Annotated in this window: 25 protein-coding genes and 1 pseudogene; 9 read left to right on the forward strand and 17 right to left on the reverse strand. The window is 72.5% G+C overall.

The genetic code is table 11. From position 1 onward, the window contains the following. Positions 1-179: 179 nt before the first annotated feature. Positions 180-866 (forward strand): annotated as a pseudogene (locus IE242_RS38005) (ROK family protein); the annotation flags it as partial. 275 nt (positions 867-1,141) lie between these two features. Here the strand turns inward: IE242_RS38005 and rocD are convergent. The 3 genes from rocD to IE242_RS26870 all read right to left on the reverse strand — a co-directional run bounded on the left by rocD (position 1,142) and on the right by IE242_RS26870 (position 3,882). Then, on the reverse strand, positions 1,142-2,389 hold the full coding sequence (rocD, locus tag IE242_RS26860; protein ID WP_189863659.1) for an ornithine--oxo-acid transaminase: 1,248 nt from the start codon (positions 2,387-2,389) through the stop codon (positions 1,142-1,144). Next, positions 2,386-3,216 carry a dimethylargininase gene (ddaH, locus tag IE242_RS26865; RefSeq protein WP_189863661.1) on the reverse strand — a complete coding sequence of 277 codons (831 nt, stop codon included), beginning with the start codon at positions 3,214-3,216 and terminating at the stop codon, positions 2,386-2,388. The genes rocD and ddaH overlap by 4 nt, the downstream gene beginning before the upstream one ends. A 162-nt stretch (positions 3,217-3,378) precedes the next feature. Further along, a complete protein-coding gene (locus tag IE242_RS26870) occupies positions 3,379-3,882 on the reverse strand; it encodes an Lrp/AsnC family transcriptional regulator (protein WP_189863663.1) in 504 nt (167 codons plus the stop codon). A gap of 77 nt (positions 3,883-3,959) precedes the next feature. Here IE242_RS26870 and IE242_RS26875 point away from each other — a divergent pair, with 77 nt between their 5' ends. The 4 genes from IE242_RS26875 to IE242_RS26890 are packed head-to-tail and all read left to right on the forward strand — an operon-like array spanning position 3,960 to position 8,068. Next, a complete protein-coding gene (locus tag IE242_RS26875) occupies positions 3,960-4,709 on the forward strand; it encodes a LytR/AlgR family response regulator transcription factor (protein WP_189863665.1) in 750 nt (249 codons plus the stop codon). A 2-nt stretch (positions 4,710-4,711) separates the two neighbouring features. Next, positions 4,712-5,068: a hypothetical protein gene (locus IE242_RS26880; RefSeq protein ID WP_189863884.1), complete on the forward strand. Its 357-nt coding sequence runs from the start codon at positions 4,712-4,714 to the stop codon at positions 5,066-5,068. 19 nt (positions 5,069-5,087) lie between these two features. Next, positions 5,088-6,854, forward strand: coding sequence for a sodium/solute symporter (locus IE242_RS26885; RefSeq protein WP_189863666.1), 1,767 nt, complete (start codon positions 5,088-5,090; stop codon positions 6,852-6,854). Then, a complete protein-coding gene (locus IE242_RS26890; RefSeq protein ID WP_189863886.1) occupies positions 6,851-8,068 on the forward strand; it encodes a sensor histidine kinase in 1,218 nt (405 codons plus the stop codon). Before IE242_RS26885 ends, IE242_RS26890 begins: the two co-directional genes overlap by 4 nt. A 4-nt stretch (positions 8,069-8,072) precedes the next feature. Here IE242_RS26890 and IE242_RS26895 read toward each other — a convergent pair whose 3' ends face one another. The 5 genes from IE242_RS26895 to IE242_RS26915 form a co-directional block, all read right to left on the reverse strand. Continuing rightward, entirely contained in the window at positions 8,073-8,231 is a 159-nt protein-coding gene (locus IE242_RS26895; protein ID WP_189863668.1) for a hypothetical protein, read from the reverse strand. A gap of 61 nt (positions 8,232-8,292) precedes the next feature. Then, the gene (locus IE242_RS26900) at positions 8,293-9,243 is read right to left on the reverse strand and encodes a cytochrome c oxidase assembly protein (protein WP_189863670.1); all 951 of its coding nucleotides are present in this window, start codon (positions 9,241-9,243) and stop codon (positions 8,293-8,295) included. 126 nt (positions 9,244-9,369) lie between these two features. Continuing rightward, positions 9,370-10,395: a 6-phosphofructokinase gene (locus tag IE242_RS26905; protein ID WP_189863672.1), complete on the reverse strand. Its 1,026-nt coding sequence runs from the start codon at positions 10,393-10,395 to the stop codon at positions 9,370-9,372. Positions 10,396-10,605: 210 nt separating this feature from the next. After that, complete coding sequence (locus IE242_RS26910; RefSeq protein ID WP_189863674.1) at positions 10,606-11,334, reverse strand: type 1 glutamine amidotransferase; 729 nt, start codon at positions 11,332-11,334, stop codon at positions 10,606-10,608. Between the two features lie 22 nt (positions 11,335-11,356). Further along, positions 11,357-12,595, reverse strand: coding sequence for a MurT ligase domain-containing protein (locus IE242_RS26915; RefSeq protein ID WP_189863676.1), 1,239 nt, complete (start codon positions 12,593-12,595; stop codon positions 11,357-11,359). Between the two features lie 149 nt (positions 12,596-12,744). Here IE242_RS26915 and def point away from each other — a divergent pair, with 149 nt between their 5' ends. Further along, on the forward strand, positions 12,745-13,284 hold the full coding sequence (gene def / locus IE242_RS26920) for a peptide deformylase (RefSeq protein WP_189863678.1): 540 nt from the start codon (positions 12,745-12,747) through the stop codon (positions 13,282-13,284). 82 nt (positions 13,285-13,366) lie between these two features. On the opposite strand, the gene IE242_RS26925 is transcribed toward def, so the two are convergent. Beyond that, positions 13,367-14,011 (reverse strand): TetR/AcrR family transcriptional regulator, encoded by a 645-nt coding sequence (locus tag IE242_RS26925; protein WP_189863680.1) that lies wholly within the window; start codon positions 14,009-14,011, stop codon positions 13,367-13,369. Between the two features lie 170 nt (positions 14,012-14,181). Here IE242_RS26925 and IE242_RS26930 point away from each other — a divergent pair, with 170 nt between their 5' ends. Next, positions 14,182-15,408 (forward strand): acyl-CoA dehydrogenase family protein, encoded by a 1,227-nt coding sequence (locus IE242_RS26930; protein ID WP_189863682.1) that lies wholly within the window; start codon positions 14,182-14,184, stop codon positions 15,406-15,408. A 12-nt stretch (positions 15,409-15,420) separates the two neighbouring features. On the opposite strand, the gene IE242_RS26935 is transcribed toward IE242_RS26930, so the two are convergent. The 3 genes from IE242_RS26935 to IE242_RS26945 are packed head-to-tail and all read right to left on the reverse strand — an operon-like array spanning position 15,421 to position 18,256. After that, positions 15,421-15,954 carry a cupin domain-containing protein gene (locus IE242_RS26935; protein ID WP_189863684.1) on the reverse strand — a complete coding sequence of 178 codons (534 nt, stop codon included), beginning with the start codon at positions 15,952-15,954 and terminating at the stop codon, positions 15,421-15,423. Next, on the reverse strand, positions 15,951-17,174 hold the full coding sequence (locus tag IE242_RS26940; RefSeq protein ID WP_189863686.1) for a cytochrome P450: 1,224 nt from the start codon (positions 17,172-17,174) through the stop codon (positions 15,951-15,953). Before IE242_RS26940 ends, IE242_RS26935 begins: the two co-directional genes overlap by 4 nt. Then, positions 17,171-18,256, reverse strand: a complete 1,086-nt coding sequence (locus tag IE242_RS26945; RefSeq protein WP_189863688.1) for a type III polyketide synthase — start codon at positions 18,254-18,256, stop codon at positions 17,171-17,173. The genes IE242_RS26940 and IE242_RS26945 overlap by 4 nt, the downstream gene beginning before the upstream one ends. 185 nt (positions 18,257-18,441) lie before the next feature. Here IE242_RS26945 and IE242_RS26950 point away from each other — a divergent pair, with 185 nt between their 5' ends. After that, positions 18,442-19,119, forward strand: coding sequence for a thiaminase II/PqqC family protein (locus IE242_RS26950; protein ID WP_189863690.1), 678 nt, complete (start codon positions 18,442-18,444; stop codon positions 19,117-19,119). Between the two features lie 24 nt (positions 19,120-19,143). On the opposite strand, the gene IE242_RS26955 is transcribed toward IE242_RS26950, so the two are convergent. Genes IE242_RS26955 through IE242_RS26975 form a run of 5 tightly spaced genes read right to left on the reverse strand, consistent with a single transcriptional unit; the run spans position 19,144 to position 23,845 of the window. Next, positions 19,144-19,383: a DUF6213 family protein gene (locus IE242_RS26955; RefSeq protein WP_030579431.1), complete on the reverse strand. Its 240-nt coding sequence runs from the start codon at positions 19,381-19,383 to the stop codon at positions 19,144-19,146. A gap of 25 nt (positions 19,384-19,408) precedes the next feature. After that, entirely contained in the window at positions 19,409-20,794 is a 1,386-nt protein-coding gene (locus IE242_RS26960) for an NADP-dependent succinic semialdehyde dehydrogenase (RefSeq protein ID WP_189863692.1), read from the reverse strand. A gap of 32 nt (positions 20,795-20,826) precedes the next feature. Then, positions 20,827-21,303, reverse strand: coding sequence for an NUDIX hydrolase (locus tag IE242_RS26965; protein ID WP_189863694.1), 477 nt, complete (start codon positions 21,301-21,303; stop codon positions 20,827-20,829). After that, positions 21,300-22,856 (reverse strand): ATP-dependent DNA ligase, encoded by a 1,557-nt coding sequence (locus IE242_RS26970; protein WP_189863696.1) that lies wholly within the window; start codon positions 22,854-22,856, stop codon positions 21,300-21,302. Before IE242_RS26970 ends, IE242_RS26965 begins: the two co-directional genes overlap by 4 nt. 29 nt (positions 22,857-22,885) lie before the next feature. Further along, positions 22,886-23,845 carry an NAD(P)/FAD-dependent oxidoreductase gene (locus tag IE242_RS26975; protein WP_189863698.1) on the reverse strand — a complete coding sequence of 320 codons (960 nt, stop codon included), beginning with the start codon at positions 23,843-23,845 and terminating at the stop codon, positions 22,886-22,888. A gap of 77 nt (positions 23,846-23,922) precedes the next feature. Here IE242_RS26975 and IE242_RS26980 point away from each other — a divergent pair, with 77 nt between their 5' ends. Then, on the forward strand, positions 23,923-24,522 hold the full coding sequence (locus tag IE242_RS26980) for a helix-turn-helix domain-containing protein (RefSeq protein ID WP_189863700.1): 600 nt from the start codon (positions 23,923-23,925) through the stop codon (positions 24,520-24,522). The last annotated feature ends 14 nt before the right edge of the window (positions 24,523-24,536 follow it).

Consider the following 24,536-nt stretch of genomic DNA (forward strand, 5'->3'; position numbering starts at 1 on the left):
AACGGCCGTCGGCGCGGGGACACGCGGACGCGGAGGCGCCGCCGGAGGAGATGTCGCCCGAACGCCCCGCCCCGCCCGGTGCCGCCCGGGGCGGACTGCTGCACCAGCGCGCCATCGGCATCAACATCGTCTCCGACGACGTGGACAGCCGTGACCGGCTGATCGGTGTGGTCACCGACATGCTCGGCCGCGTCGTCCACGGGCCGGTCGTGTCACCACTGCCCGACCTGGACCAGGCGCAGGTGCTGGCGAGCATCCTCGACCTCATCGACGAACTGCACGCGACCCTGCGTCCCGAGCGGGAGCACCTGATCGGGGTGGGCATGGGCATCGGCGGGCATGTGCACCGCGGCACGGTCGTGAACTCGCCGAACGCCAGCTGGCGCCGGTTCCCGCTGGCCTCCCTGGTGCAGCAGCGCCTCGACGTCCCCGTCGTCCTGGACAACGACGCGAACTCCCTCGCCGTCCGCGAGCGGCTCCTCGGGGGGACCGACGACGAGAGCATGGCCGTCGTCCTGATCACCGACAGGGGCGTCGGCTCGTCCCTCATCCTCAACGGGCGGGTGTTCCGCGGTGCCCACGGGATGGCCGGGGAGCTGGGCCACATCCCCGTCGAGGTCGGCCACCACAGCGACAAGGTCAAGTGCCGCTGCCAGAGCCACGGTTGCCTGGAAGGCGCGACAGCCCCGTACGCCATCGCCAGGACCCTCGCGGAGGAAGGGTTCCACGGAGACTTCGAAGCCGCCGTCGAGGACGGCGACGCGACCACCCCGGGCGGTGTCATCCACACGGTCTTCGACCGCGCCGGAGAGGCACTGGGCCGGGCGATCGCCACGCTCGTCAACCTGTTCAACCCGTCCACCGTCGTGCTCGTCGGCCCGCGGCCCCTGGTCGGTGCCCCCCGCTCGTTCCGCAACGGGGCGGACGCGCCGCAGCGCGGCGCCGCCGGCCTGTACATGCGTGCCGTGGAGCGGGCCGTCAACGACCACGCGTTCTCCACCGGCGCCGACGACTGCCAGTTCGTCGTCCGGCAGGTGAACGACGCGGAGGGCGCCGCCGCAGCGGCGGCCTGCATCATCGAGCAGTTCGCACCCCTGGGCGGCACCTACGCGCTGAGCCGGCACGGTGCCGGCCCGGCCTGTCAGGCCTGCTCCGCCAGCACCTTTCCCAACGCCCCCAGCGCGTCCCGCAGTTCCTCGCCCGTGACGGTGAGCGGCGGGGCCAGCCGGATGGTGGAGCCATGGGTGTCCTTGGCCAGGACGCCCTCGGCCAGGAGCCGTTCGCCGATCTCGCGGCCCGACCCGATGACGGGATCCACGTCGACGCCCGCCCACAGCCCGCGCGCCCGGTAGCCCACGACCCCCTTGCCGACCAGGGCCGCGAGGCCCTCGCGCAGCACGACGCCCAGCTCGGCCGCCCGCCGCTGGAACTCGCCCGTCGCCAGCAGCTCCACGACCGCCGACCCCACCGCCGCGGCCAGCGGATTGCCGCCGAACGTCGACCCGTGCTCGCCCGGCCGCAGCACCTCCAGCACGTCCCGGCGCCCGACCACCGCCGACACCGGCACGATGCCGCCGCCCAGCGCCTTGCCCAGCAGCACCAGATCGGGCACGACGCCCTCGTGCTCCACGGCGAGGGTGTGACCGGTGCGGCCCAGGCCCGACTGGATCTCGTCCGCGACGAACAGGCAGCCGGCCCGGCGGGTCAGCTCGCGCACGCCCCGCAGATAGCCGTCGTCGGGCACGAGCACGCCCGCCTCGCCCTGGATGGGCTCGATCAGCACGGCCGCCGTCGTCTCGTCCACGGCCGCCTCCAGGGCGGCCAGGTCGTTGTACGGGACGATGCGGAAGCCCGGAGTGAACGGGCCGAAACCGTCCCGGGCGAGCGGGTCCGTGGAGAAGCCGACGATCGTCGTCGTACGGCCGTGGAAGTTGTTCTCCGCCACCACGATCGTCGCCCGGTCCGCCGGGACGCCCTTCACCTCGTACGCCCACTTGCGGGCCACCTTCACCGCGCTCTCCACGGCCTCGGCACCCGTGTTCATCGGCAGCACCATGTCCAGGCCCGTCAGCGCGGCCAGGCCCTCCGCGAAGCCGGCGAGACGGTCGTTGTGGAACGCGCGCGACGTGAGCGTCAGCCGGTCCAGCTGGCGGTGCGCCGCCTCGACCAGCGCCGGGTGACGGTGGCCGAAGTTGAGGGCCGAGTAGCCCGCCAGCATGTCCAGATAGCGGCGCCCCTCGACGTCCTCCACCCACGCGCCCTCGGCGCGGGCGATCACCACGGGCAGCGGATGGTAGGTGTGCGCGAGCACCGGCTCCTCGGCGCGGATCAGCTCGGCGGACGAACGCGCAGGGGCGTCGGCGGACGGCGCGGGAACGACAGAGGTCATGAGCGGATCTCCTGAGTGCAGCACTTGATGCCGCCGCCGGCCTTGTGCAGCTCCGACAGGTCGACGGGGACGGGGACGTAACCCTGCCGCGCGAGCCGGCCCGCGAGCTGCTCGGCGCGCGGCGAGATGAAGACATGACGGCCGTCGGACACCGAGTTCAGCCCGAACGCCAGCGCGTCCTCGCGCGTCGCGAGCACCGCGTCCGGGTACAGCCGGGCGAGGACCTCGCGGCTGCCCGGCGAGAACGCCTCCGGGTAGTAGGCGATGTTCGCGTCGTCGCCGCCGGTTCCGTCGCCGAGCACGAACAGCGCGGTGTCCAGGTGGTAGAAGTACGGGTTCACCAGCTGAAGGCTGATCACCGGAACCCCGAAGAACTCCTGCGCCTCGCGGTGCGCCTCCCGGGTCGTACGGAAACCGGTGCCGGCCAGCACCCAGCGCCCGGCCGGGACGAGGTCGCCCTCGCCCTCACACACCGACTCCGGCCGGTGCACGTCGAAGCCGGCGGCCTTGAACCAGCTCTCGTAGGCGGCGGACTCGGGGCGCCGTTCGGGCGCGTGGAAGAGGGAGCCGAAGACCCGGCCCCCGAGAACGAGCGCGGAGTTGGCCGCGAAGACCATGTCGGGCAGGTCCGCGACCGGCTCCACGGCGTCCACGGTGTGACCGTGGGCGCGGTAGGCGCCGATGAGCTCCGCCCACTGGCCGCGGGCGAGATCGACGTCGACGGGACGGTCCGGGTGCATCCAAGGGTTGATCGCGTACTGCACGGTGAAGTGCCGGGGTTCGCAGACCAGATAGCGCCGCCTGCTCGGCACACGGCTCTCGGACACAGAGGGTTCCCTCCGCTCTCAGCGCGTGGTTGAGGTGGACACCACGGTAGAAAGCGGCACAGACGGGCGACAAGTGACGAAAGCTGCGTGGCTGCGCAGGATCGCTGCGTTGTCGGGGGCCTCAGCGCACGTCTGCTGCGTCCACGGACGGGACGGGGCGGCTCAGCGCAGGCCGGCCGCGTCCTCGGGCGCCGGCTGGCTCGCGCCCGCCTCCGGGCTCTCCGGCAGCAGGTGCGACAGCACCATGCAGCTGATCGTCTTCCGGATGAACGGCTCCGTCCGGATGCGCTCCAGTACCTCCTCGAAGTGCTCCACGTCCCGCGCCCGCACATGCAGCAGCGCGTCCGCGCCCCCGGTCACCGTCATGGCGGCCACGATCTCCGGATGGTTGCGCACCACCTCCGCGAGGCGTCGGGGCGGCGCCGCGCCCTCGCAGTACACCTCCACGTACGCCTCCGTGCGCCAGCCCAGCGCCGAGGGCCGCACCGTGGCCGAGAACCCGGTGATCACTCCGGTCTCGCGCAGCCGGTCCACCCGCCGCTTCACGGCCGTCGCCGACAGCCCGACCGTCGCGCCGATCTCGGCGAAACTGGTCCTGGCGTTCGCCATCAGAGCGGTGACGATCCTCCGGTCGAGGTCGTCGAACGGCGCCGGCCTGCTGTCCATGTCCGCACTGTATCCAGCGCGGACATCCACGCCGGGCACATGTCCAGACGTACGGATTGCTCCTACACTCCACGTTCATGCTGCGCGCCCTCGCCGTCGACGACGAACGCCCCTCGCTGGAGGAACTCCTCTACCTGCTGAACGCGGACCCGCGCATCGGCAGCGCCGAGGGCGCGAGCGACGCCACCGAGGCGCTGCGCCGCATCAACCGGGCCCTGGAGTCCGGCCCCGGCGGGCCCGAGGCGATCGACGTCGTCTTCCTCGACATCCAGATGCCCGGCCTCGACGGCCTCGACCTGGCCCGGCTGCTCACCGGCTTCGCCACGCCGCCGCTCGTCGTGTTCGTCACCGCCCACGAGGACTTCGCCGTGCAGGCCTTCGACCTCAAGGCCGTCGACTACGTGCTCAAGCCCGTGCGGAAGGAACGTCTCGCCGAGGCCGTGCGCCGCGCCGCCGAACGCCGCGGCGCCGCCCCCCTGATCCCCGTGCACGAACCAGATCCGGACCACATATCCGTCGAGCTCGGCGGGGTCACCCGCTTCGTCCCCGTCGACGACATCACCCACGTCGAGGCCCACGGCGACTACGCGCGGCTGCACACCGACCGGGGCAGCCACCTGGTCCGTATCCCGCTGTCCACGCTGGAGGAGCGCTGGCGGGCCCGCGGCTTCCTGCGCATCCACCGCCGCCACCTCGTCGCCCTGCGCCACATCGCCGAGCTGAGACTGGACGCGGGCACGGTGAGCGTGCTCGTCGGCGAGGAGGAGCTCCAGGTCAGCCGACGGCACGCACGCGAACTCCGCGACCTGCTGATGCGGAGGCCGTGACGGTGCCCCAGGACCCCACCGAGCGCCGCGTCGTGGTCACCGCCCCGCCCCGCCGCACCACCCGCGCCTACGGCTACTACCGCCCCCGCACCGAGATCGACGAGCAGACCACCCTCGGCCACACCTACGTCCGCTCCCTCATGCGCAGCCAGCTGCGCGCCGCCCTCACCGGGTTCGCGGTGCTCGCCCTGCTGGTCGGCCCGCTCCCGCTGGTCTTCGCGGCGGCGGCGGACGGCCGCCTGGAGTGGGCGGTGCTCGGCTTCGGCCTGTACGCCCCGCTGGTCCTCCTCGCCCGCTGGTACGTCCGACGAGCCGAGCGCAACGAACGCGACTTCGTGCGCCTCGTCGAAGACCGCTGACCCCGGGCGGCACCCACCGATGAACTCCGGCTACGCCGTCCCCGCCGTCGCGCTCGTCGTCGTCGCGACCGTCCTCGTCGGCGCGTTCGGCCTGCGCATCTCCCGTACGACGTCCGACTTCTACGTCGCCTCCCGCACCGTCGGCCCCCGCCTCAACGCGGCCGCGATCAGCGGCGAGTACCTGTCAGCCGCCTCCTTCCTCGGCATCGCGGGCCTGGTCCTCGTCCAGGGCCCCGACATGCTCTGGTACCCGGTCGGCTACACCGCGGGCTACCTGGTACTCCTGCTGTTCGTCGCGGCCCCGCTGCGCCGCTCCGGCGCGTACACGCTGCCCGACTTCGCCGAGGCACGGCTCGCCTCCCAGGCGGTGCGGCGGCTCGCGGGGGCCTTCGTGGTAGGGGTCGGCTGGCTGTACCTGCTGCCCCAGCTGCAGGGCGCCGGCCTGACACTGGCCGTGCTGACCGCCGCGCCCGACTGGCTCGGCGGCGTCATCGTCGCCGTCGTGGTGGTCGCGACCGTCGCCGCGGGCGGTATGCGCAGCATCACCTTCGTCCAGGCGTTCCAGTACTGGCTGAAACTCACCGCCCTGCTCGTCCCCGCCCTCTTCCTCGTCCTGGCCTGGCAGGACGACGGCGCCGACCGCCGGGTCTTCGACGAACCCGCCGCCTTCCGCGAGCAGCGCGTCGTCCGCGTCGACGACACCCTCGACCTGCGCCTGGAACGCCCCCTCAGTGTCACCGCCACCGGCACGGTCGACGGCCGCCGGTACGAGAACGAGAGCCTCGACCTGCCCGCCGGCACCCACCGCGTCGACCGCGGCACCGAACTGACCTTCACCGCGGGCGACCCCGTCCCCGTCGCCGACCGCGGCACGGGCGGCGGCATGTCGGACTCCCTCGCCGCGGGCCGCGAGCAGCGCCCGCTGTACGCCACGTACGGGCTGATCCTCGCCACCTTCCTCGGCACCATGGGCCTGCCCCATGTCGTCGTCCGCTTCTACACCAGCCCGAACGGCGTCGCCGCCCGCCGCACCACGGTCGTCGTCCTCGCCCTGGCCGGCGCGTTCTACCTGCTCCCGCCCGTCTACGGGGCGCTCGGCCGCAGTTACGCCCCCGAGCTGGCCCTCACCGGTGACGCCGACGCGGCCGTGCTGCTCCTGCCGGACCGGATGATCGGCGGGCTCGGCGGCGACCTGCTGGGCGCGCTCGTCGCGGGCGGGGCGTTCGCCGCGTTCCTGTCCACCGCGTCCGGGCTGACCATGGCCGTGGCGGGCGTCCTCACCCAGGACGTGCTGCCCTCGCGCGGCGTACGGCACTTCCGGCTCGGCACGGTCCTCGCGATGGCCGTGCCGCTGGCGGCCAGCGCACTGGTGGGCGGGCTGCCCGTGGCCGACGCGGTGGGCCTCGCCTTCGCCGTGTCCGCGTCCTCGTTCTGCCCGCTGCTCGTGCTCGGCATCTGGTGGCGGCGGCTCACCCCGCCGGGCGCGGCCGCCGGGATGCTCGTCGGCGGGGGATCGGCGCTGTGCGCGGTCGCGGCGACCATGGCGGGCTACCCCGCGCACGGCAGCCTGCACGCGCTGCTCGCCTGGCCCGCGCTGTGGTCCGTGCCGCTCGGGTTCCTGACGATGGTGCTGGTGTCGCTGGCGACACCGGGGCGGGTGCCGCCCGGCACCCCGGCGATCCTCGCGCGCTTCCATCTGCCGGAGGAGCTCGTGGGCGGCAAGGCGCGCGGCGCGGTGCCGGACGTACCGGAAGAGGGGGAGGACACATGGGCGCGGGAGAGATGAGCGCGTTCGTCGCCGGGCTGTGCGTGGCCGCGCTGCCGCTGCTCGCCGCCGGGTTCTGGCTGGGGCGGCGCACCGCGCGCACCCGCAGCCTCGGCGGGCTCGGCACACCCGTCGAGCACGCCACCTTCGAGACCCTGCACACCGCGTCCCTCGCCGCGCCGCCGCTGCGCGCGGGCCTCACCGAGGAGACCGCCCGCAGGTCGGCACGGCGGCTGCGCACCCTGCTCGGCACGGACGCGCTCTGCCTCACCGACCACGAGACGGTCCTCGCCTGGGACGGAGCGGGCGAGCACCATCGCGCACAGATCATGGAACGCCTCGCGGGCCCCCTGGAGACCGGCCGCGGCGAGGCCTTCCGGCTGACGTGCGAGGAGCCGGACTGCCCGCTGCGCTGGGCCGTCGTCGCGCCCCTCACCGTCGACGACCGCGTCCACGGCGCGCTCGTCGCCTGCGCGCCCGGCGAGTCCGCCGTCCTGGTCCGCGCCGCCGGGGAGGTCGCCCGCTGGGTCTCCGTCCAGCTGGAACTGGCCGACCTCGACCGCTCCCGCACCCGCCTCATCGAGGCCGAGATCAGGGCCCTGCGCGCCCAGATCTCCCCGCACTTCGTCTTCAACTCGCTCGCAGTGATCGCGTCCTTCGTGCGGACCGACCCCGAGCGGGCCCGTGAGCTGCTGCTGGAGTTCGCCGACTTCACCCGCTACTCGTTCCGCCGGCACGGCGACTTCACCACCCTCGCCGACGAATTGCACGCCATCGACCACTACCTGGCGCTCGTCCGGGCCCGCTTCGGCGACCGCCTCTCGGTCACCCTCCAGATAGCCCCCGAGGTCCTGCCGGTCGCCCTGCCCTTCCTCTGCCTCCAGCCCCTCGTCGAGAACGCCGTCAAGCACGGTCTGGAGGGCAAGATCGTGTCGGCCGGAGGCAAGTGCCACATCGGCATCACCGCGCAGGACGCGGGCGCCGAGGCGCTCGTCGTCATCGAGGACGACGGCGCCGGCATGGACCCCGAGCTGCTGCGCCGCATCCTGGCGGGGGAGGCCGGCCCCTCCGGCGGCATCGGCCTGAGCAACGTCGACGAGCGGCTCCGCCAGGTGTACGGCGACGACCGCGGCCTCGTCATCGAGACCGCGGTCGGGGCGGGTATGAAGATCACCGCCCGGCTGCCCAAGTACCAGCCGGGCGTTCACTCGGGGGGCCGGCTGCCCCGCGAGTGAGGCCTCAGGCGCTGCGCGAGGCTGCCATGCCGAGCGTGACGAGGCCGAGGAGGACCCAGCCGAACCAGAGCCAGCCGTTGGAGCCGAGGGCCACCGTGTAGGCCGTCACCATGACGAGCCCACCCACGGTGAGCACTCCCATCGTCTTCGTGGAACCGGGCATCGCGACACCCTCCTGGAGACTTGATCCCTCTCCATGGTGCCCCCGTTCCGGGAAAAAAGACTCAGCGGCCGCGCGCGTCGAGCGAAGCCAGATAGGCGTTGTACGCCTCGAGCTCCTTGTCCCCGTCGCGCTCGGCGGCGCGGTCCTTGCGCCGGGCCTGCCGCTGCTCGGAGCGGTACCACTGGAACAGCAGCGCTATCAGCACGAGCACGGACGGGATCTCACTGAACGCCCAGGCGATACCGCCGGCCGCGTTCTGGTCGGAGAGCGCCTCGATGCCGAGCGAGGCCGGAGGGTTCCGGTACGTCTCGACCATCGGAGTGGACGCCATCATCAGCGCGATGCCGAAGAACGCGTGGAACGGCATGCCCGCGAACAGCTCCAGCATCCGCATCAGATAGCCCGGGCGGTGCGGCCCCGGGTCGACGCCCATGATCGGCCAGAAGAACACCAGGCCGACGGCGAGGAAGTGCAGCATCATCGCGATGTGCCCCGGCTTCGACTCCATCAGGAAGTCGAACAGCGGCGTGAAGTACAGCGCGTACAGGCTCGCGATGAACATGGGGATCGTGAACACGGGGTGCGTGATGATCCGCATGTACCGGCTGTGCAGCAGCATCAGCAGCAGCTCGCGCGGACCCTTGCGGCCCCGCCCCGCGGTCGGCAGCGCGCGCAGCGCCAGCGTGATCGGGGCGCCGAGCAGCAGCAGGATCGGCGCCAGCATGCTGATCACCATGTGCTGCACCATGTGCACGCTGAACATGACCATGCCGTAGTCGTTCAGCCCGGTGCACATCATCAGCAGGATGAGCAGCACCCCGACGGCGAACCACACCGTGCGGTTCACCGGCCACTTGTCACCGCGCCGGGTCAGCCGGGCGACCCCCCACCCGTACAGGGCGAGCGCCACCAGGCAGCCGATGAGGAAGAACGGGTCCGTCGACCACTCGAGCCCCCGCCCCAGCGTGAACGGCGGCAGGTCCATCGACGTGCCGTGCCCGCTGTGATCCATCCCACGGCTCCTGATTCGTGCGGGTTGTGCTGTCTGTCCGCACCCAGAGTAGAGCCGCCCCCCGGCGCGTCCGGCACCGGGGGGCGGTTCAGCGCGCCGGTCGTCGCACGGCGACCGGGCGGAACGTCACAGCACGCATTCCGCCTCGGCGTACCGGTCCAGCGGGACGGTCTTCAGCGTCTCGACGGCCTCCGCCAGCGGCACCATCACGATGTCGGTGCCGCGCAGCGCGGTCATCATGCCGAACTCGCCCCGGTGCACGGCCTCCACCGCGTGCCAGCCGAACCGGGTCGCGAGGACGCGGTCGTACGCGGTCGGGGTGCCGCCGCGCTGGACGTGCCCGAGGATCACCGGACGGGCCTCCTTGCCGAGGCGCCGCTCCAGTTCGACGGCGAGCTGGCGGGCGACCCCGGCGAAGCGCTCGTGGCCGTAGACGTCCTTGCCGCCCTCGTCGAAGTCCATGGTGCCGGGCCTGGGCTTGGCGCCCTCGGCGGCCACGACGATCGCGAACCGCTTGCCCTGGTCGAAGCGCTCGCCGACCTTGGCGGTCAGCTCGTCGATGTCGAAGGGCCGCTCGGGGACGACGACGGCGTGCGCGCCGGCCGCCATACCGGAGTGGAGGGCGATCCAGCCGGTGTGCCGGCCCATCACCTCCACGATGAGGACGCGCTGGTGGGACTCGGCCGTGGTCTTCAGCCGGTCCAGCGCCTCGGTCGCCACCCCCACGGCCGTGTCGAAGCCGAAGGTGACGTCCGTCACCGCGATGTCGTTGTCGATGGTCTTCGGCACGCCGACGATCGGCAGGCCGTTGTCCGAGAGCAGCCGGGCCGCCTTGAGCGTGCCCTCACCGCCGATCGGGATGATCGCGTCGAGGCCGAGGTCCTGGACATGGCTCCTGGCCCGCTCCACGCCGTCCCGCAGATGCTCGGGGCGGACGCGGGAGGAACCGAGGATCGTGCCGCCGCGGGCGAGGATGCCGCCCACCGCGTCGAGGTCGAGCTTGAGGTAGTCGCACTCCAGGAGACCCTTCCAGCCGTCCCGGAAGCCGATGACCTCGTCGCCGTGGTCGACGACGGAACGGTGCACGACGGACCGGATGACGGCGTTCAGCCCGGGGCAGTCACCGCCGGACGTGAGGACACCAATGCGCATAGCCCGAGATACCTTCTCCACGTGGGCCGGGAGCCGGACGCCGCTGTCCGGCGGGACCCCGTCACCCTACCGGCGGAAGGGGGAGGGGCCGCACCGTGCGTCCGCGTTCCGGACACCCCCGCACACGTGAGCGCCGGACGTGACAGACGGGCCCTCGTGCGGGGGTGGGAACACCGCGCACAAGGGCCCGTCACGGACCGGCGAGGGAGGTCAGGCGGGCTGCTCGGCCGCCGCGATCCGCTCGTTGCGGAGCGCCTCGTACCAGCGGTCGTCGACCGGCGGCAGCGCGTTGACGTCGAGCGCGAGCTTCAGCAGGTGGTCCGCGATCAGCGGGTTGCGGGCGAGCACCGGCCCGTGCATGTACGTCCCGAAGACCGTGTCGTTGAACGCGCCCTCCGTGCCGTCGCCCGTGCCGTTGCCGTTGCCGATGCGCACCCGCGCCAGCGGGCGCGCGGTGGGGCCGAGGTGCGTCACGCCCTGGTGGTTCTCGAACCCGGTCAGCGGCGGCAGGCCGAGCTGCGGGTCCATGTCCGCGAGCACGTCACCGACGCAGCGCGCGCCCTCGCCGCGCGTGGTGGTGATGTCCAGCAGCCCGAGGCCGGGCTCCCGCTGGCCGAGGTCGTTGATGAACTCGCGCCCGAGGATCTGGTAGCCGGCGCAGACCGAGAACACGATCGCGCCGTTCTCCACGGCCCGGTACAGCTGGCCGTCGCGGCGCAGCCGCTCGGCCGCGAGCCGCTGCGGCCGGTCCTCGCCGCCCCCTATCAGGTAGATGTCGCCGGAGGTGGGGATCGGCTGGTCGCTGCGTACGTCCAGCCGGGCCACGTCCAGGCCGCGCTGGCGCGCCCGGCGCTCGACGACGAGCACGTTGCCCTGGTCACCGTAGGTGCTGAGCAGGTCCGGGTAGACCCAGACGACCCGCAGTTGGTTGTCGCTCACAAAAGTCCCCTGAGGTCTCGTGTCAGTTGCCGACGCGGCGGCGCAGGTCCTGGAACGCGGTGTAGTTCGCGATGACCTCGATCCGGCCCGGCGGGCACATCTGCACGGCCTCATCGAGGCTGTCGCAGACCTGGAAGTGCTGGTTCGCCACCTCCAGGCGGACCGCGAGGTCCAGCTTGCGGTCGCCGATGACGAAGATCGGGTGACCGGTGAGGCGCGTGTAGTCGACGTCCCACAGCCAGGAGGTGTCGGTGCCGTCGGCCGAGCGCGCGTTCACCGACAGGATCACCGGCGCGGGCGGCGGGTCGATCAGCGAGAACGTCTCCAGCCAGCCCGCCGGGTTCTTGGCGAGCAGCAGCCTGAGGTCGCGCTCCATGAACTGCACCACGTCGTACCGGCCGGCCACCGCCTGGACCTGGTACATGCGCTCCAGGGCGACCTGCGGCGGCACCCCGAAGACGGCGGCGACGGCGGCCGAGGAGGCGGCGTTGGCCTTGTTGGCGCGGCCCGGCAGCTGAAGGTGGATCGGCCAGGCGGAGCCGTGCGGGTCGAGCACGTGGTCGCCGGAGAGCGCCCAGCTCGGGGTGGGCCGGCGGAAGCCGCACTCACCGCAGAACCAGTCGTCGCCGGGGCGCTGCATCACACCGCCGCACGCCGGGCAGGACCAGGCGTCGTCCTTCCACATCTGCCCCGCCGCGACCCAGATCACATTGGGGGAGGAGGACGCCGCCCACACCACCAGCGGGTCGTCGCAGTTGGCCACGATGACGGCCTTGGTGCCGGCCAGGCCCTCGCGCCAGTTCTCGGCGAGCATGCGGGTCTCGGCCGCCCGGTCCAGCTGGTCGCGCGAGAGGTTCAGCAGCGCGATGCACTTCGGGTCGGTGTCCCGGGCCACTCCGGCGAGGTACTTCTCGTCGACCTCGATGACGCCGAACTTGGCGTCCGAGCCGCCCGCCAGCGCCGAGGTGATGCCCGCGGGCATGTTGGCGCCGAGCGCGTTGGAGACGACCGGGCCCGCGGCGCGCAGCGCCTCCGCGATCAGCCGGGTGGTCGTGGTCTTGCCGTTGGTCGCGGAGACGAGGACACAGTCCAGGTTCTGGGCGAGCCGGGCGAGGAGGTCGGGGTCGAGCTTGAGGGCGACCTTGCCGCCGATCACCGATCCGCTGCCGCGACCCGCGGCGCGCGATGCCGCCGCGACGGCCCGGCCCGCCGTCACGGCCAGCTTGGCCCGCGGCGTGAGCGGGTCCGAGTTCCCTGCCATCAGTTCTCGATCCTCCTTGCGTGCGCGCCGCGCCTGAACCTGTTCGGCAACGTGGTGCGGACCTCAGCCTATCGAGATCCACTCGTACGCCCGAATCGCGGTCGCCGCCCCGGCGCACGGGCGGCACCGAGGACCGTACCCTTGCGGCCATGCGACACGGTTCTCTCCCCGGTGCCCGGGGGCGTATACGGCCTCTGACCTTGCTCGGGGACCCGGTTCTGCACGCGGGGTGTGAAGAAGTCACGGAGTTCGGGCCCGAACTGGCGGCCCTTGTGGAGGACTTGTTCGCCACGATGTACGCCGCCCGGGGCGTGGGGCTCGCCGCGAACCAGGTGGGCGATCCGCGCCGGGTGTTCGTCTACGACTGCCCGGACGACGAGGACGTCCGTCATGTGGGGCACGTGGTCAACCCGCGGCTCGTGGAGACGGGCGGCATGGTGCTGCGCGGCCCGGAGGGCTGTCTGTCGCTGCCGGGCCTCGAGGCGGGCACCGAGCGCCATGACGAGGCGGTCGTCGAGGGTGTCACCCTGGACGGCGACCCGGTGCGGGTGCGCGGCACCGGTTTCTTCGCGCGGTGCCTGCAGCACGAGTGCGACCACCTGGACGGCCTGCTGTACGTGGACCGCGTCACCGGGTGGCGCAGGCGGCGGGTGCTGCGGCAGGCCGCGCGGGCGCCGTGGAGCCGCTGACCGGCGGGTGTGCAGGGCCGCGTGGCGTGCCGCGGCCCTGAGGCGCGTATGTCGTGATGTGCCGCGGCCCTGAGCGCGTACGTCAGAAGCCGGGGCCGCCGACCCGGTCGCCGGCCGCCGCCAGCCGCCCCCACAGCAGGTCGGCGAGGCTGCGCACGAGCTCGGCGCGGGAGCAGGGGCGTTCGCCCAGCCACCAGTCGCCGGCCGCGTGCATCATGCCGACGATGCCGTGCCCCCACACCCGGGCGAGCCGCCGGCTGTCCGGGCCGAGGTCGAGCCGTTCCTCTATGACCCTGCCCAGCTCCTCGCCCATGCGGCGCAGCAGGGGAGCGGAGTGCCTGCCGACGTCGAAGCCCTGGTCGGCCTGCTGGCCGCCCTCCGCCGGATGCATCAGAAAGCGGTACACCTGAGGACGTGCCTCGATGGCCGACAGATAGGTGTCGAGCGTCTGCTCGACGCGCTCACGGCGCTCCGCCGGGGCGTCCAGCGCGGCCCGCAGCGAGTCGAGGAGGGCGTCCGTGTGGCGCTGGGCGAGGGCCGCGTACAGCCCGCCCTTGTCGCCGAAGTGCCGGTAGAGGATCGGCTTGGTGATGCCCGCCTCGGCGGCGATGGCGTTCATCGAGGCCCCGGGACCGTCGCGGAGCACCACTCTGTCGGCGGCCTCCAGCAGCTCGCGCCGACGGCGGTCGGCGGACCGTTCCTGGTCGGTCCGCTGCGTGGTGTCCATGTGTCTCTCCCCCACCCGTGCTGAATCGGTGATGCCTGCGCAAACTAACACTGATGGGCACGTCTCTATCGAACGGGCTGACGAGGGGCATGGGGAGTTGACTTTTCCTACCGCCCGGTAACACACTGCGGTTACCTTAGGTAACACGTCAGTGCGGTGCGGGAGGGATCATGGCCGAGTTCACCATGGAGCTCAACGACGAACAGAAGGAGGTCCGCGACTGGCTCCACGGGTTCGCCGCCGATGTGATCCGCCCCGCGGCCGCCGAGTGGGACGAGCGCGAGGAGACCCCCTGGCCGATCATCCAGGAGGCCGCCAAGGTCGGCATCTACTCCCTCGACTTCTACGCCCAGCAGTACTTCGACGCCACCGGTCTCGGCATCCCCATGGCGATGGAGGAGCTGTTCTGGGGTGACGCCGGCATCGCCCTGTCCATCGTCGGCACCGGCCTCGCCGCCGTGGGCGTCCTCGCCAACGGCACCGAGGAACAGATCGGCACCTGGATCCCCCAGATGTACGGCGACACCAACGACGTCAAGGTCGCGGCCTTCTGCTCCTCCGAGCCCGACGCCGGCTCCGACGTGGCCTCCATGCGTACGCGTGCCGTGTACGACGAGGCCAAGGACGAGTGGGTGATCAACGGCACCAAGACCTGGGCGACCAACGGCGGCATCGCCAACGTGCACGTGGTCGTCGCGGTCGTCGACCCGGAGCTGGGTTCCAAGGGCCACGCCTCCTTCATCGTTCCGCCGAACACGCCGGGTCTTGGCCAGGGCCAGAAGTTCAAGAAGCACGGCATCCGCGCCTCGCACACCGCCGAGGTGATCCTGGACAACGTGCGCGTGCCCGGTTCCTGCCTGCTCGGCGGCAAGGAGAAGCTGGACCAGCGTCTCGCCCGCGCGCGTGAGAAGGCCAAGAAGGGCGGCGAGCGCGTCAAGAACGCCGCGATGGCCACCTTCGAGGCCTCCCGCCCGGCGGTCGCCGCGATGGCGGTGGGCACCGCGCGGGCCGCGTACGAGGTGGCCCTCGACTACGCGAGGACGCGGGAGCAGTTCGGCCGGCCGATCATCGACAACCAGGGCGTGGCCTTCCAGCTCGCCGACATGCGCACGTCCATCGACGCGGCCCGGCTGCTGACGTGGCGCGCCTCGTGGATGGCGATCAACGGCAAGCCGTTCACCGCGGCCGAGGGCTCCATGTCGAAGCTGTTCGCCAGCGAGACCGCCAAGAAGGTCACCGCGCAGGCGATCCAGATCCTCGGCGGCAACGGGTACACGCGGGAGTACCCGGTGGAGCGCATGCACCGGGACGCCGCCATCTACACCATCTTCGAGGGCACCAGCGAGATCCAGCGGCTGGTGATCTCCCGGACGCTGTCGGGGATGCCGATCCGGTAGGGCGGCGGGCCCTCAGCGGTACCGGAGCGGTGTGAGCTGTTCGATGTCGTACCGCGCCCGGAGTTCCTCGATCGCCGCGCGGTCCGGTGGGCCGCCGGCGTCGAGGATCCCGAGCAGCTCCTCGAAATAGCGCTCGTGGTCCGGCGGCGGCGACGCCTGGAAGAACATCCGCGCCGGGGCGTCGGTGGGGTTCGCGAAGGCGTGCGGGCAGCCGGGCGGGACCGCGATCACCGTGCCCGGCGTCGCCCGCACCACCCGGTTGCCCGACCCCGACTCCCAGCGCTGCCAGGTGTCCGGGGTCCGTACGCGCGGCTCGAAGGCGAGCACGTCCAGCTCGCCCTCGAGCACGTAGAACAGCTCCTCGCTGCGCGCGTGCACATGGGCGCCCACGTCGAAGCCGGGCGGGACGACCACCTCGAAGCTGGACGCCACGCGCGAGTGCGTGCCGGTCACCTTGAACGTCACGTCGTGCGCGGGTGTGCGCACCGTGCGCCCGTGGCCCGGCGGCACGAGCAGTCCCTCGGACGGCGGGAGGAGAGCGGTCACCAGGTCACGGGCAGGGCCTCGGGCCCCCGGATCAGTGCGCCCCGCCGCCACGGCACCTCCTCGGGCGGGACCGCGAGCCGCAGCCCGGGCAGCCGGTCGACGATCGTGTTCACCAGCAGTTCCGCCTCCAGCCGGGCCAGCACCTGGCCCGCGCAGTAGTGGGGGCCGTTGCCGAACGCCAGGTGCGGGTTCGGGGTGCGGTCGAAGTCGATGCGCTCGGGGTCGGGGAAGACGTCCGGGTCGCGGTTGGCGGCGAGGTAGGAGACGTAGACCGGGTCGCCCTCGCGGATCCGTACGCCCCGGATCACCACGTCCTCCGTCGCGATGCGGGACAGGCCGACGGCGTTGCGGTGCGGGATGTAGCGCAGCAGCTCGTCCAGGGCCTGCGGGCGCAAGCCCGGCTCGGCGCGCATCCGCTCCATCAGCCGCGGGCGGGTGCACAGCACGAAGAACATCTGCCCGGTGTTGTTGGTGACGGCCTCGCCGCCGATCTGGACCGGCCCGGCGATCGCCATCGCCTCGTCCTCGGTGATGTCGCCCCGGCCGACCGCGGCGCCGAGCAGGGAGACGATGTCCTCGCCGTCGGAGCCGGCCCGGTCGGCGATGGCCTTGGCGAAGTACGCCTCCATGTCCCGTTTGCACTGCTCGCTGAACGCGGCGCCGCGCGAGGACGACAGGATGCCCTGCGTCCATTCGTGCATCAGCTCCCGGTCGGCGGCCGGGACGCCCATCAGCTCGCAGATCACGACCATCGGGAAGGGTTTCAGGACCCGCTCGATCAGATCCGCGGGCGGCCCGTCCGCGACCATCTCGTCGATCATGCGGTCGAGCATGTCCTGGGCGCCCGTGCGCAGCCGTTCCACGCCCTTGGAGGTGATGGCGGGGGCGATGGCCCGGCGCAGCCGGGAGTGGTCGGGCCGGTCGGCGAAGCCCATCGCCCCCGGCTGGGGAATGAAGTGCGGGGCCAGCCGGGTGACCTGCCGGCCCACCACGGCCGCGCGGCTGAACCGGGGGTCGTTCGTCACCAGCCGTACGTCGTCGTAGCGCGTCACCAGCCAGGCCCAGCCCTCGCCGTTGGGCAGCTGGATCCGGGTCACCGGGCCCTCGCGCATCAGCTCGGCCAGGACGGGGTCGAAGTCGACGCCCGTCAGGTTGAGGGCGGGCCAGTGCCGTACCGGGGGTGCGGGCGCGGTCTCTTCACTCGTCTCGCTCGTCGTCATCTCACACGGTCTCCGTTTTCTCTGGTCTTTGCTGTCGTGTGCTGCCAGCGGCCGAGGGCCATCTCGGCGGTGATGCCGGGGCCGAACCCGGCGAGCAGTCCGCGCGCGGCGTGCTCGGCGCCGCCCTCGTCGAAGAGGCGGCGCAGCGCGTCCAGGACGACGGCGCTCGCGATGTTGCCGTACTCGGTGAGCGTCGCCCGGCTGAAGCGGAAGGCCGTCTGCGGTACGTGGAGGAACTTGCTGAGGTCGTCCAGAATGCGCGGTCCGCCCGCGTGGACGATGTAGAAGTCCAGCTCGGAGGCGTTCCAGCCGTGCTTCCGGGCGAGCCCGTGGAGCGCCGGGGCAAGGGGTTCCATGGTGGCCGGCACCCGTTTGTCCAGCAGGAAGTGGAAGCCGGTGGCCCGGACGTCATACATGATCCACTCCTCGGTCTTGGGGATCAGGTACGAGCCGTTGCGCTCCAGTCTCACGCCGGTGCCGCCCTGTCCCCGGACGACCGCGGCCGCGATGCCGTCCCCGAACAGGCCGTTGGACAGCAGGGAACCGACGCCCAGGTCGGTGGGCTGGTAGCAGAGCGAGCAGAACTCGCAGGCGACGATCAGGACGTTGGCCTCCGGGTAGGCCGTGCAGAAGTCGTGCGCCCGGTTGATGGCGGCGCCCCCCGCGGCGCAGCCGAGCTGGGCGATCGGTATCTGCCGCGTCTCCGTACTGAAATCCATCGCGTTGATCAGCCAGGCCGTCAGCGAGGGCATCATGAACCCCGTGCAGGACACGTAGATGATGACGTCGATGTCCGTGGTGAGCAGCTCCGCGTCGTCCAGCGCCCGCTGCACGACCGCCGGGACACGCGCCTTCGCCTCGGCCTCGTAGAGCTTGTTGCGCCATTCGAAGCCGGGGTGCTTGAGGGTCTCCTCGATGGGCTGCACGATGTGCCGGGTGCGGACGCCGGTGTTCTCGATCAGCCGCAGGGCCAGCGGCAGTTGGGGGTGGTCGGGGTGCCGGGAGCGCGCCAGCTGCAGCGTCTCCTCCATCGTGATCACGTGTTCCGGGACGGAGACCGCCGGTCTGCACAAAGTCGCCATGGAGTACGCCTGCTTTCGCCATCCGGGGACTCGGTCGTCCCCGGGCGGAAGGTGGTGCCTTCCACGATCACCCGGCGGAGCGTGCAGGTCTCGCCGGACTACTCCGGACCAGCGACCCTGTGCCAGGGTCGCTGGTCCGGGAAGCAGCGGGACCGCCCGGCACCCCCGACACCAGGGAGTACGCGATGGAACGGACGGCCAGGGAAGTACTGGAGGCCACCACCGGCGGGCTCGCCCCGCACCCCGGCGCCAACCGGCTGCTGCCGCTGGTCGCCCGGGGCGCCGCCCGGCGCGAGACCCTCGCCGCGCTGGCCCTCGAACAGCGGCTGGTGATCGCGGCCGACCGCCGCGCGTTCCACCGGATGGCCGAACGGGCCGCAGCGGAGGAACCGGCGGCCGAGCCCTTCTTCACGCTGCTCGCCGAGGGTGAGGAGCTGGCGGGGGAGCGGCTGGGCACGTTCGCCGAGGCGTGCGGCGTGGACGAGGCGCGGGCCGCCGCGTACGAGCCGCTGCCGGGCTGCCAGGCCTATCCGGCGTACGTCGCCTGGCTCGCCCTGAACGGCGCGCCCGCGGACGTGGTGCTGGCGCTGAGCGCGAACTTCTCGGCCTGGGGAGGGTACTGCGCGATCATCGCGCAGGCGCTGCGCCGCCACTACGGTCACTCCGACGAGGCCTGCGCGTTCTTCGACTTCTTCGCCGGGCCCGCGCCCGAGCCGGAGCGGAGGGCCCGCGAGGCCGTGCAGGCGGCGCTGGACGCCGGACGGGTGAACGAGGCCCTCGCGCACCGCCACGGGCGGCTGCTGCAGGCCTACGAGACGATGTTCTGGACGACGCTGTGGGAGCTGGACCGGGACAGCGCGTGAGAGTTTCGGCCGGCTGGGCGGCGGCTACCCGGACGCCGCCCCGCTGCTGTGGGCGATGCACGCCACGTCGATCCGGTCGGCCAGCTTGGCGAGCTCGATGGTGAGGGCCGCCACCGTGTCCTCGTCGAGCCCGTCCTCACCGGCCTCCACCAGATGCAGCCACCGGCCGCCCACCGTACGCAGCAACTTGCTGACGTCGGCGGCCGCGACCTGCAACGTGCCGCGGTCGTCGACGATCAGAGGCAGGGTCACTTCGCGGTTCACAGGGGGGATGGTAGTCGCGGAAGGCTCACGCCCCGTGCCACACCGTGGTGATGTTGCAGAACTCGCGGATTCCGTGTCCCGACAACTCACGCCCGTACCCGGACCGCTTCACTCCGCCGAACGGGAGCGCCGGGTGGGACGCCGTCATCCCGTTCACGTACACCCCGCCCGCCTCCAGGTCCCGTACGAACCGGTCGATGTCCGCCTCCTCGCGGGTCCACACGTTGGAACTCAGCCCGAACGGCGTGTCGTTGGCGACCGCGACCGCCTCGTCGAGGCCGGCGACCCGGTGCAGCGTGGCGACCGGACCGAAGGACTCCTCCTGGTGGATGCGCATCTCGGGGGTGACGTCGGCGAGGACGGTCGGCGGGTAGTACGCGCCGGGCCCGTCGGGGCGCTCGCCGCCGCACAGGACCGTCGCGCCGTGCTCGACCGCGTCGTCGACCAGTTCCGCCAGGTCGTCGCGGCCCCGCTCGCTGGAGAGCGGGCCGACCTGGGTGTCCTCGTCCAGCGGGTCGCCGACCTTCAGGGCCTTCATGCCCTCGACGAACCGTTCTGTGAAGGCGTCGTACACGTCCTCGTGCACGATGAACCGCTTGGCGGCGATGCACGACTGTCCGGTGTTCTGCGTACGCGCCGTCACCGCGACCCGCGCGGCCCGTTCGACGTCCGCCGACGGCATCACCACGAACGGGTCGCTGCCGCCCAGCTCCAGCACCGTCTTCTTGATCTCGTCACTGGCGACCGAGGCGACCGAGCGCCCGGCCGGTTCGCTGCCGGTGAGGGTCGCGGCCTTCACGCGCCGGTCCCGCAGGACGCCCTCCACCGCGGAGGACCCGATCAGCAGCGTCTGGAAGCAGCCCTCCGGGAAGCCCGCCCGGCGGAACAGGTCCTCCAGGTACAGCGCCGTCTGCGGCACGTTCGAGGCGTGCTTGAGGAGGCCCACGTTGCCCGCCATCAGCGCGGGCGCGGCGAACCGCACCACCTGCCAGAGCGGGAAGTTCCACGGCATCACCGCGAGCACCGGGCCGAGCGGCCGGTAGCGGACGTAGGCCCGGGAGCCCCCGGAGTCCTTCACGTCGTGCCCGGCGGGCTCCTCGTCGGCGAGCAGCTCCGCGGCATGGTCGGCGTACCAGCGCATCGCCTTGGCGCACTTGTCGGCCTCGGCGCGTGCCTGCGTGATCGGCTTGCCCATCTCGCTCGTCATCGTGCGGGCGATGTCCTGCCGGTCCTCCTCCAGCAGCTCGGCGGCCCGGCGCAGCAGCCGGGCCCGCTCGTCGAAGGAGGTCGTCCGGTACGTACGGAACGTGCTGTCCGCCGTGGCGAGCCTGCGCTCGATCTCCTCCTCGCTGAGGGCGTCGTACGTCTCGAGCGTCTCGCCGGTCGCCGGGTTCACCGTGGCGATGGGCATGGCTGACCTCCTCCTGACGGCTGCGTCGGTCATCACTCTCGGTCCGAGTGCTCCGTCAGCCGGTCCAGAAACGCCGTCTGCGCCTTCACGATCACCGAACGGGCCCGGTCGAGGGTGAACCACTCCACCCGGTCGAGCTCGGGGAACTCCTGGATCCGCCCCGAGCGCGGCGGCCACTCCAGGGGGAAGGTGCCGGGCACCACGGCCGCCGGATCGAGGTCGCCCTCGACCGCCCAGGCGGTGACCGTCTTGCCGCCCGCCTGCCGCACCTCGCCCAGCGGCACGGCCTCCCCGTCGGGCGGCGGCAGGCCGAGCTCCTCCCGCCACTCGCGGCGCGCGGCCTCCCAGGCGGGCTCGTCGGGCGTGTACTCGCCCTTCGGCACGGTCCACGCCCCGGCGTCCCGCCGGGCGAAGAACGGGCCGCCCATGTGACCGAGCAGCACCTCCGGGCCGCCGCCCGCGGTACGGCGGTACAGCAGCAGTCCCGCGCTGTGCCGGGCAGCCGTCATCCGGCCGCCCCGGGCCGGGCGGCCACCCCGGGGTGCGCGGCGAGCACCGTCTCCACCGTGTCGGCCTCGGCCGGCGACTTGTCCTCGCGGTAGCGCACCAGGCGGGCGAAGCGGAGCGCGACACCGGCCGGGTAGCGGCTGGAGCGCTGCAGGCCGTCGTACGCGATCTCCACGACGAGCTCGGGGCGCAGGGTGAACCCCCAGCGGTGCTCCTCGGCCGCCAGCTCCGGGAGCCGTTCGGTCTGCCAGGCGAGCAGCGCGTCGGTCATGCCCTTGAAGGTCTTGCCCAGCATGGCGAAGGAGCCGTCCGGGTTGCGTGCGCCCAGGTGCAGGTTGGAGAGCTTGCCGGTGCGCCGGCCGCTGCCCCACTCGGCACCCAGCACCACCAGGTCGAGGGTGTGGACGGGCTTGATCTTCAGCCAGGACGCGCCGCGCCGGCCCGCGCTGTAGGGAGCGTCGAGGCCCTTGACCACGACGCCCTCGTGCCCGCGCGCCAGCGTCTCCGTGAGGAACTCCTCCGCGGCGGCCACGTCGTCCGGGCCGTGCGCGAGGGTGCGCCGCACCCGCATCGGCTCGGGCACCAGCCGGGCCAGCTCCGCGTGCCGCTCGGCGAACGGCAGGTCGAGCAGCTCGCGGCCGTCGACGGACAGCGCGTCGAAGAACACCGGCGAGACCGGCACCTGCCGCGCGGCCGACTCCACGTCCACCCGCGAACTCACCCGGCCGGAGGTCTCCTGGAAGGGCCGCGGCCGCCCGTTCTCGTCCAGTGCGATCACCTCCCCGTCGAGGATGAACCGCTGCTCGCCCAACTCCCGCGCCACCGCGACGAGTTCGGGCAGGCGGTCGGTGATGTCCTCCAGGGTGCGGGTGTGGATCCGTACGTCGTCGCCGTCGCGGTGCACCTGGACGCGGATGCCGTCCAGTTTCTCCTCCACGGCGCACTCGCCCAGTTTGCCCACGGCCTCCGCGACCGAGGAAGCGGTGTGCGCCAGCATCGGCCAGACCGGACGGCCGACGGTGAGCCGGAACCGGTCGAGGGCCGGCGGACCGTCCGCGAGCAGCGCCCCGGCCACGGCCTGCAGCGAGCCCGCGAGCATCACCGCGCGCCGTACGGCGTCCGGGGGCGCCCCGGTCGCCGCGGCCAGACCCTCCGCGGCCAGCGCGTCCAGAGCGCCCTGCCGGACCTCCCCGGTGAGCAGCCCGATCAGGAACCGCTGCTCGTGCTCGGTGGCCGCCGCCAGCAGCGCGCCGACCAGGCGACTGCGCTCGGCCTGCGAGCCGGTGCCCGACACCGTGCCGATCTCCGTCAGCCGGGCGTTCACCTCCCGCACGGTCAGCGTCGGCCCGGTGGCGGGCGCGATCTGCCGGCTCAGCAGCTTCCAGCCGATGCCGAGGCGGCCCTGCGGCAGCCGGCCCGCCAGATACGGGATGACGATCGGCACGTCGTCCGCCTCGGCGTCCCGGAACAGCTCGGCGAGCAGGGCGGTCTTCCGGGTGCGCGCCGAGGTGGCGGCGACCTCCTGGGACACACGGGCGAGCTCGGCGAACAGCATGCCTTCAGAGTGCAACGGATATGGGCGGTCTACACCTGGGCGCCGGTCGTGACGGCCGCGTCGAGGTCCTCCATGACCAGCTCGTGGTTGATCGTGGCCGCCGCCCGGTAACCGTCCCCGGCCGCGTGCACCACCTGCTGGGACGTCAGCGTGGTGTTGCCCGCCACCCACACGCCCGGCACCGTGGTCCGCCCCGTCTCGTCGGTCACGGGAGCCGTGCCGAACGGGGTCTCCCTCATCTCGGCGCCCAGCCGCTCCAGCAGCCCCGTGCGCGGTACGAACCGGGGCGCGACGAACACCGTGGACCGCGCGTGCACGGAACCGTCGGCCAGCCGGACCCCGGTCAGCCGGTCGTCCTCGACGACGAGCCCCGCGACCTCGCCCGGCACCACGGAGACCCCTGCGGCGGCGAGCCTGCGCAGGTCCTCGTCGGAGATCGCCTCCTCGCCGAGCGTGTGCGCGAACAGGGTCACGTCCTTCGACCACTGGGTGACCAGCAGCGCCTGGTGGACGCTCATCGGCGAGGTGGCGATCACTCCGAAGGCCTCGTCGCGCACCTCCCAGCCGTGGCAGTACGGGCAGTGCAGGACGTCCCGTCCGAAGCGCTCGGCGACCCCCGGTACGGACGGCAGCTCGTCGGCCAGTCCGGTGGCGACGACCAGCCGCCGGGCGCGTACGGTGCGCCCGCCGGCCAGCACCACCGTGAAGTCCCGCTCGCGGCGCACGTCCACCGCCCGGTCCCGGACCAGCTCGACGCCGTACCGGGCGATCTCCTCGCGCCCCACGGCGAGGAACTCGGCGGGCGGCATCCCGTCGCGCGACAAGTAGCCCTGCATGTGCGCGGCGGGCGCGTTGCGCGGCTCACCCGCGTCGACGACGAGCGTACGGCGCCGGGCCCGGCCCAGGACCAGCGCGGCGGAGAGCCCGGCCGCGCCGCCGCCGATGACGATCACTTCGTAGGTCCCGGTCCGGTCGGTCTTCTCGGTCATGGTGACCACCTCCACGGAGACAGTCGCCCGAACGGTGCTGTATTGACAAATGGCTTTGCCGATCCTGCAATAACTCCATGAATGACAAGGACACGAGCACGGACGACGTCCTGTCGGGCGTCGGCCCCCGGTTGCGGCGCATCCGCAAGGAGCGCGAGGTGACCCTCGCGGCGCTGTCCCGGGCCACCGGAATCTCCGTGAGCACGCTCTCCCGCCTGGAGTCGGGGCTGCGCAAACCCAGCCTGGAGCTGCTGCTGCCGATCGCCCGGGCCCACCAGGTGCCGCTGGACGAGCTGGTGGGCGCCCCGCCGGTCGGCGACCCCCGGGTCCGCGCCGAGCCGATCACTCGGCACGGGCGCACCCACTGGCCGCTCACCCGGCAGCCCGGCGGCCTCCAGGCGTTCAAGGTGCTCGAACCCCGGCGCAAGGAGGAGCCGGAGCCGCGGACGCACGAGGGGTACGAGTGGCTGTACGTGCTCTCCGGGCGGCTGCGGCTGGTGCTGGGCGAGCATGACGTGGTGCTGACGGCGGGGGAGGCCGCCGAGTTCGACACGCGGGTGCCGCACTGGTTCGGGTCGACGGGGGAGGGGCCGGTGGAGTTTCTGAGCCTGTTCGGGCCGCAGGGGGAGCGGATGCACGTGCGGGCACGGCCGGCCGGTGCCGAGCGCTCCGGCTGAGGTGCCGCGAACTG

Source organism: Streptomyces poonensis, from assembly GCF_014650915.1.
In the GTDB taxonomy this organism is placed as follows: Bacteria; Actinomycetota; Actinomycetes; order Streptomycetales; family Streptomycetaceae; genus Streptomyces; species Streptomyces poonensis.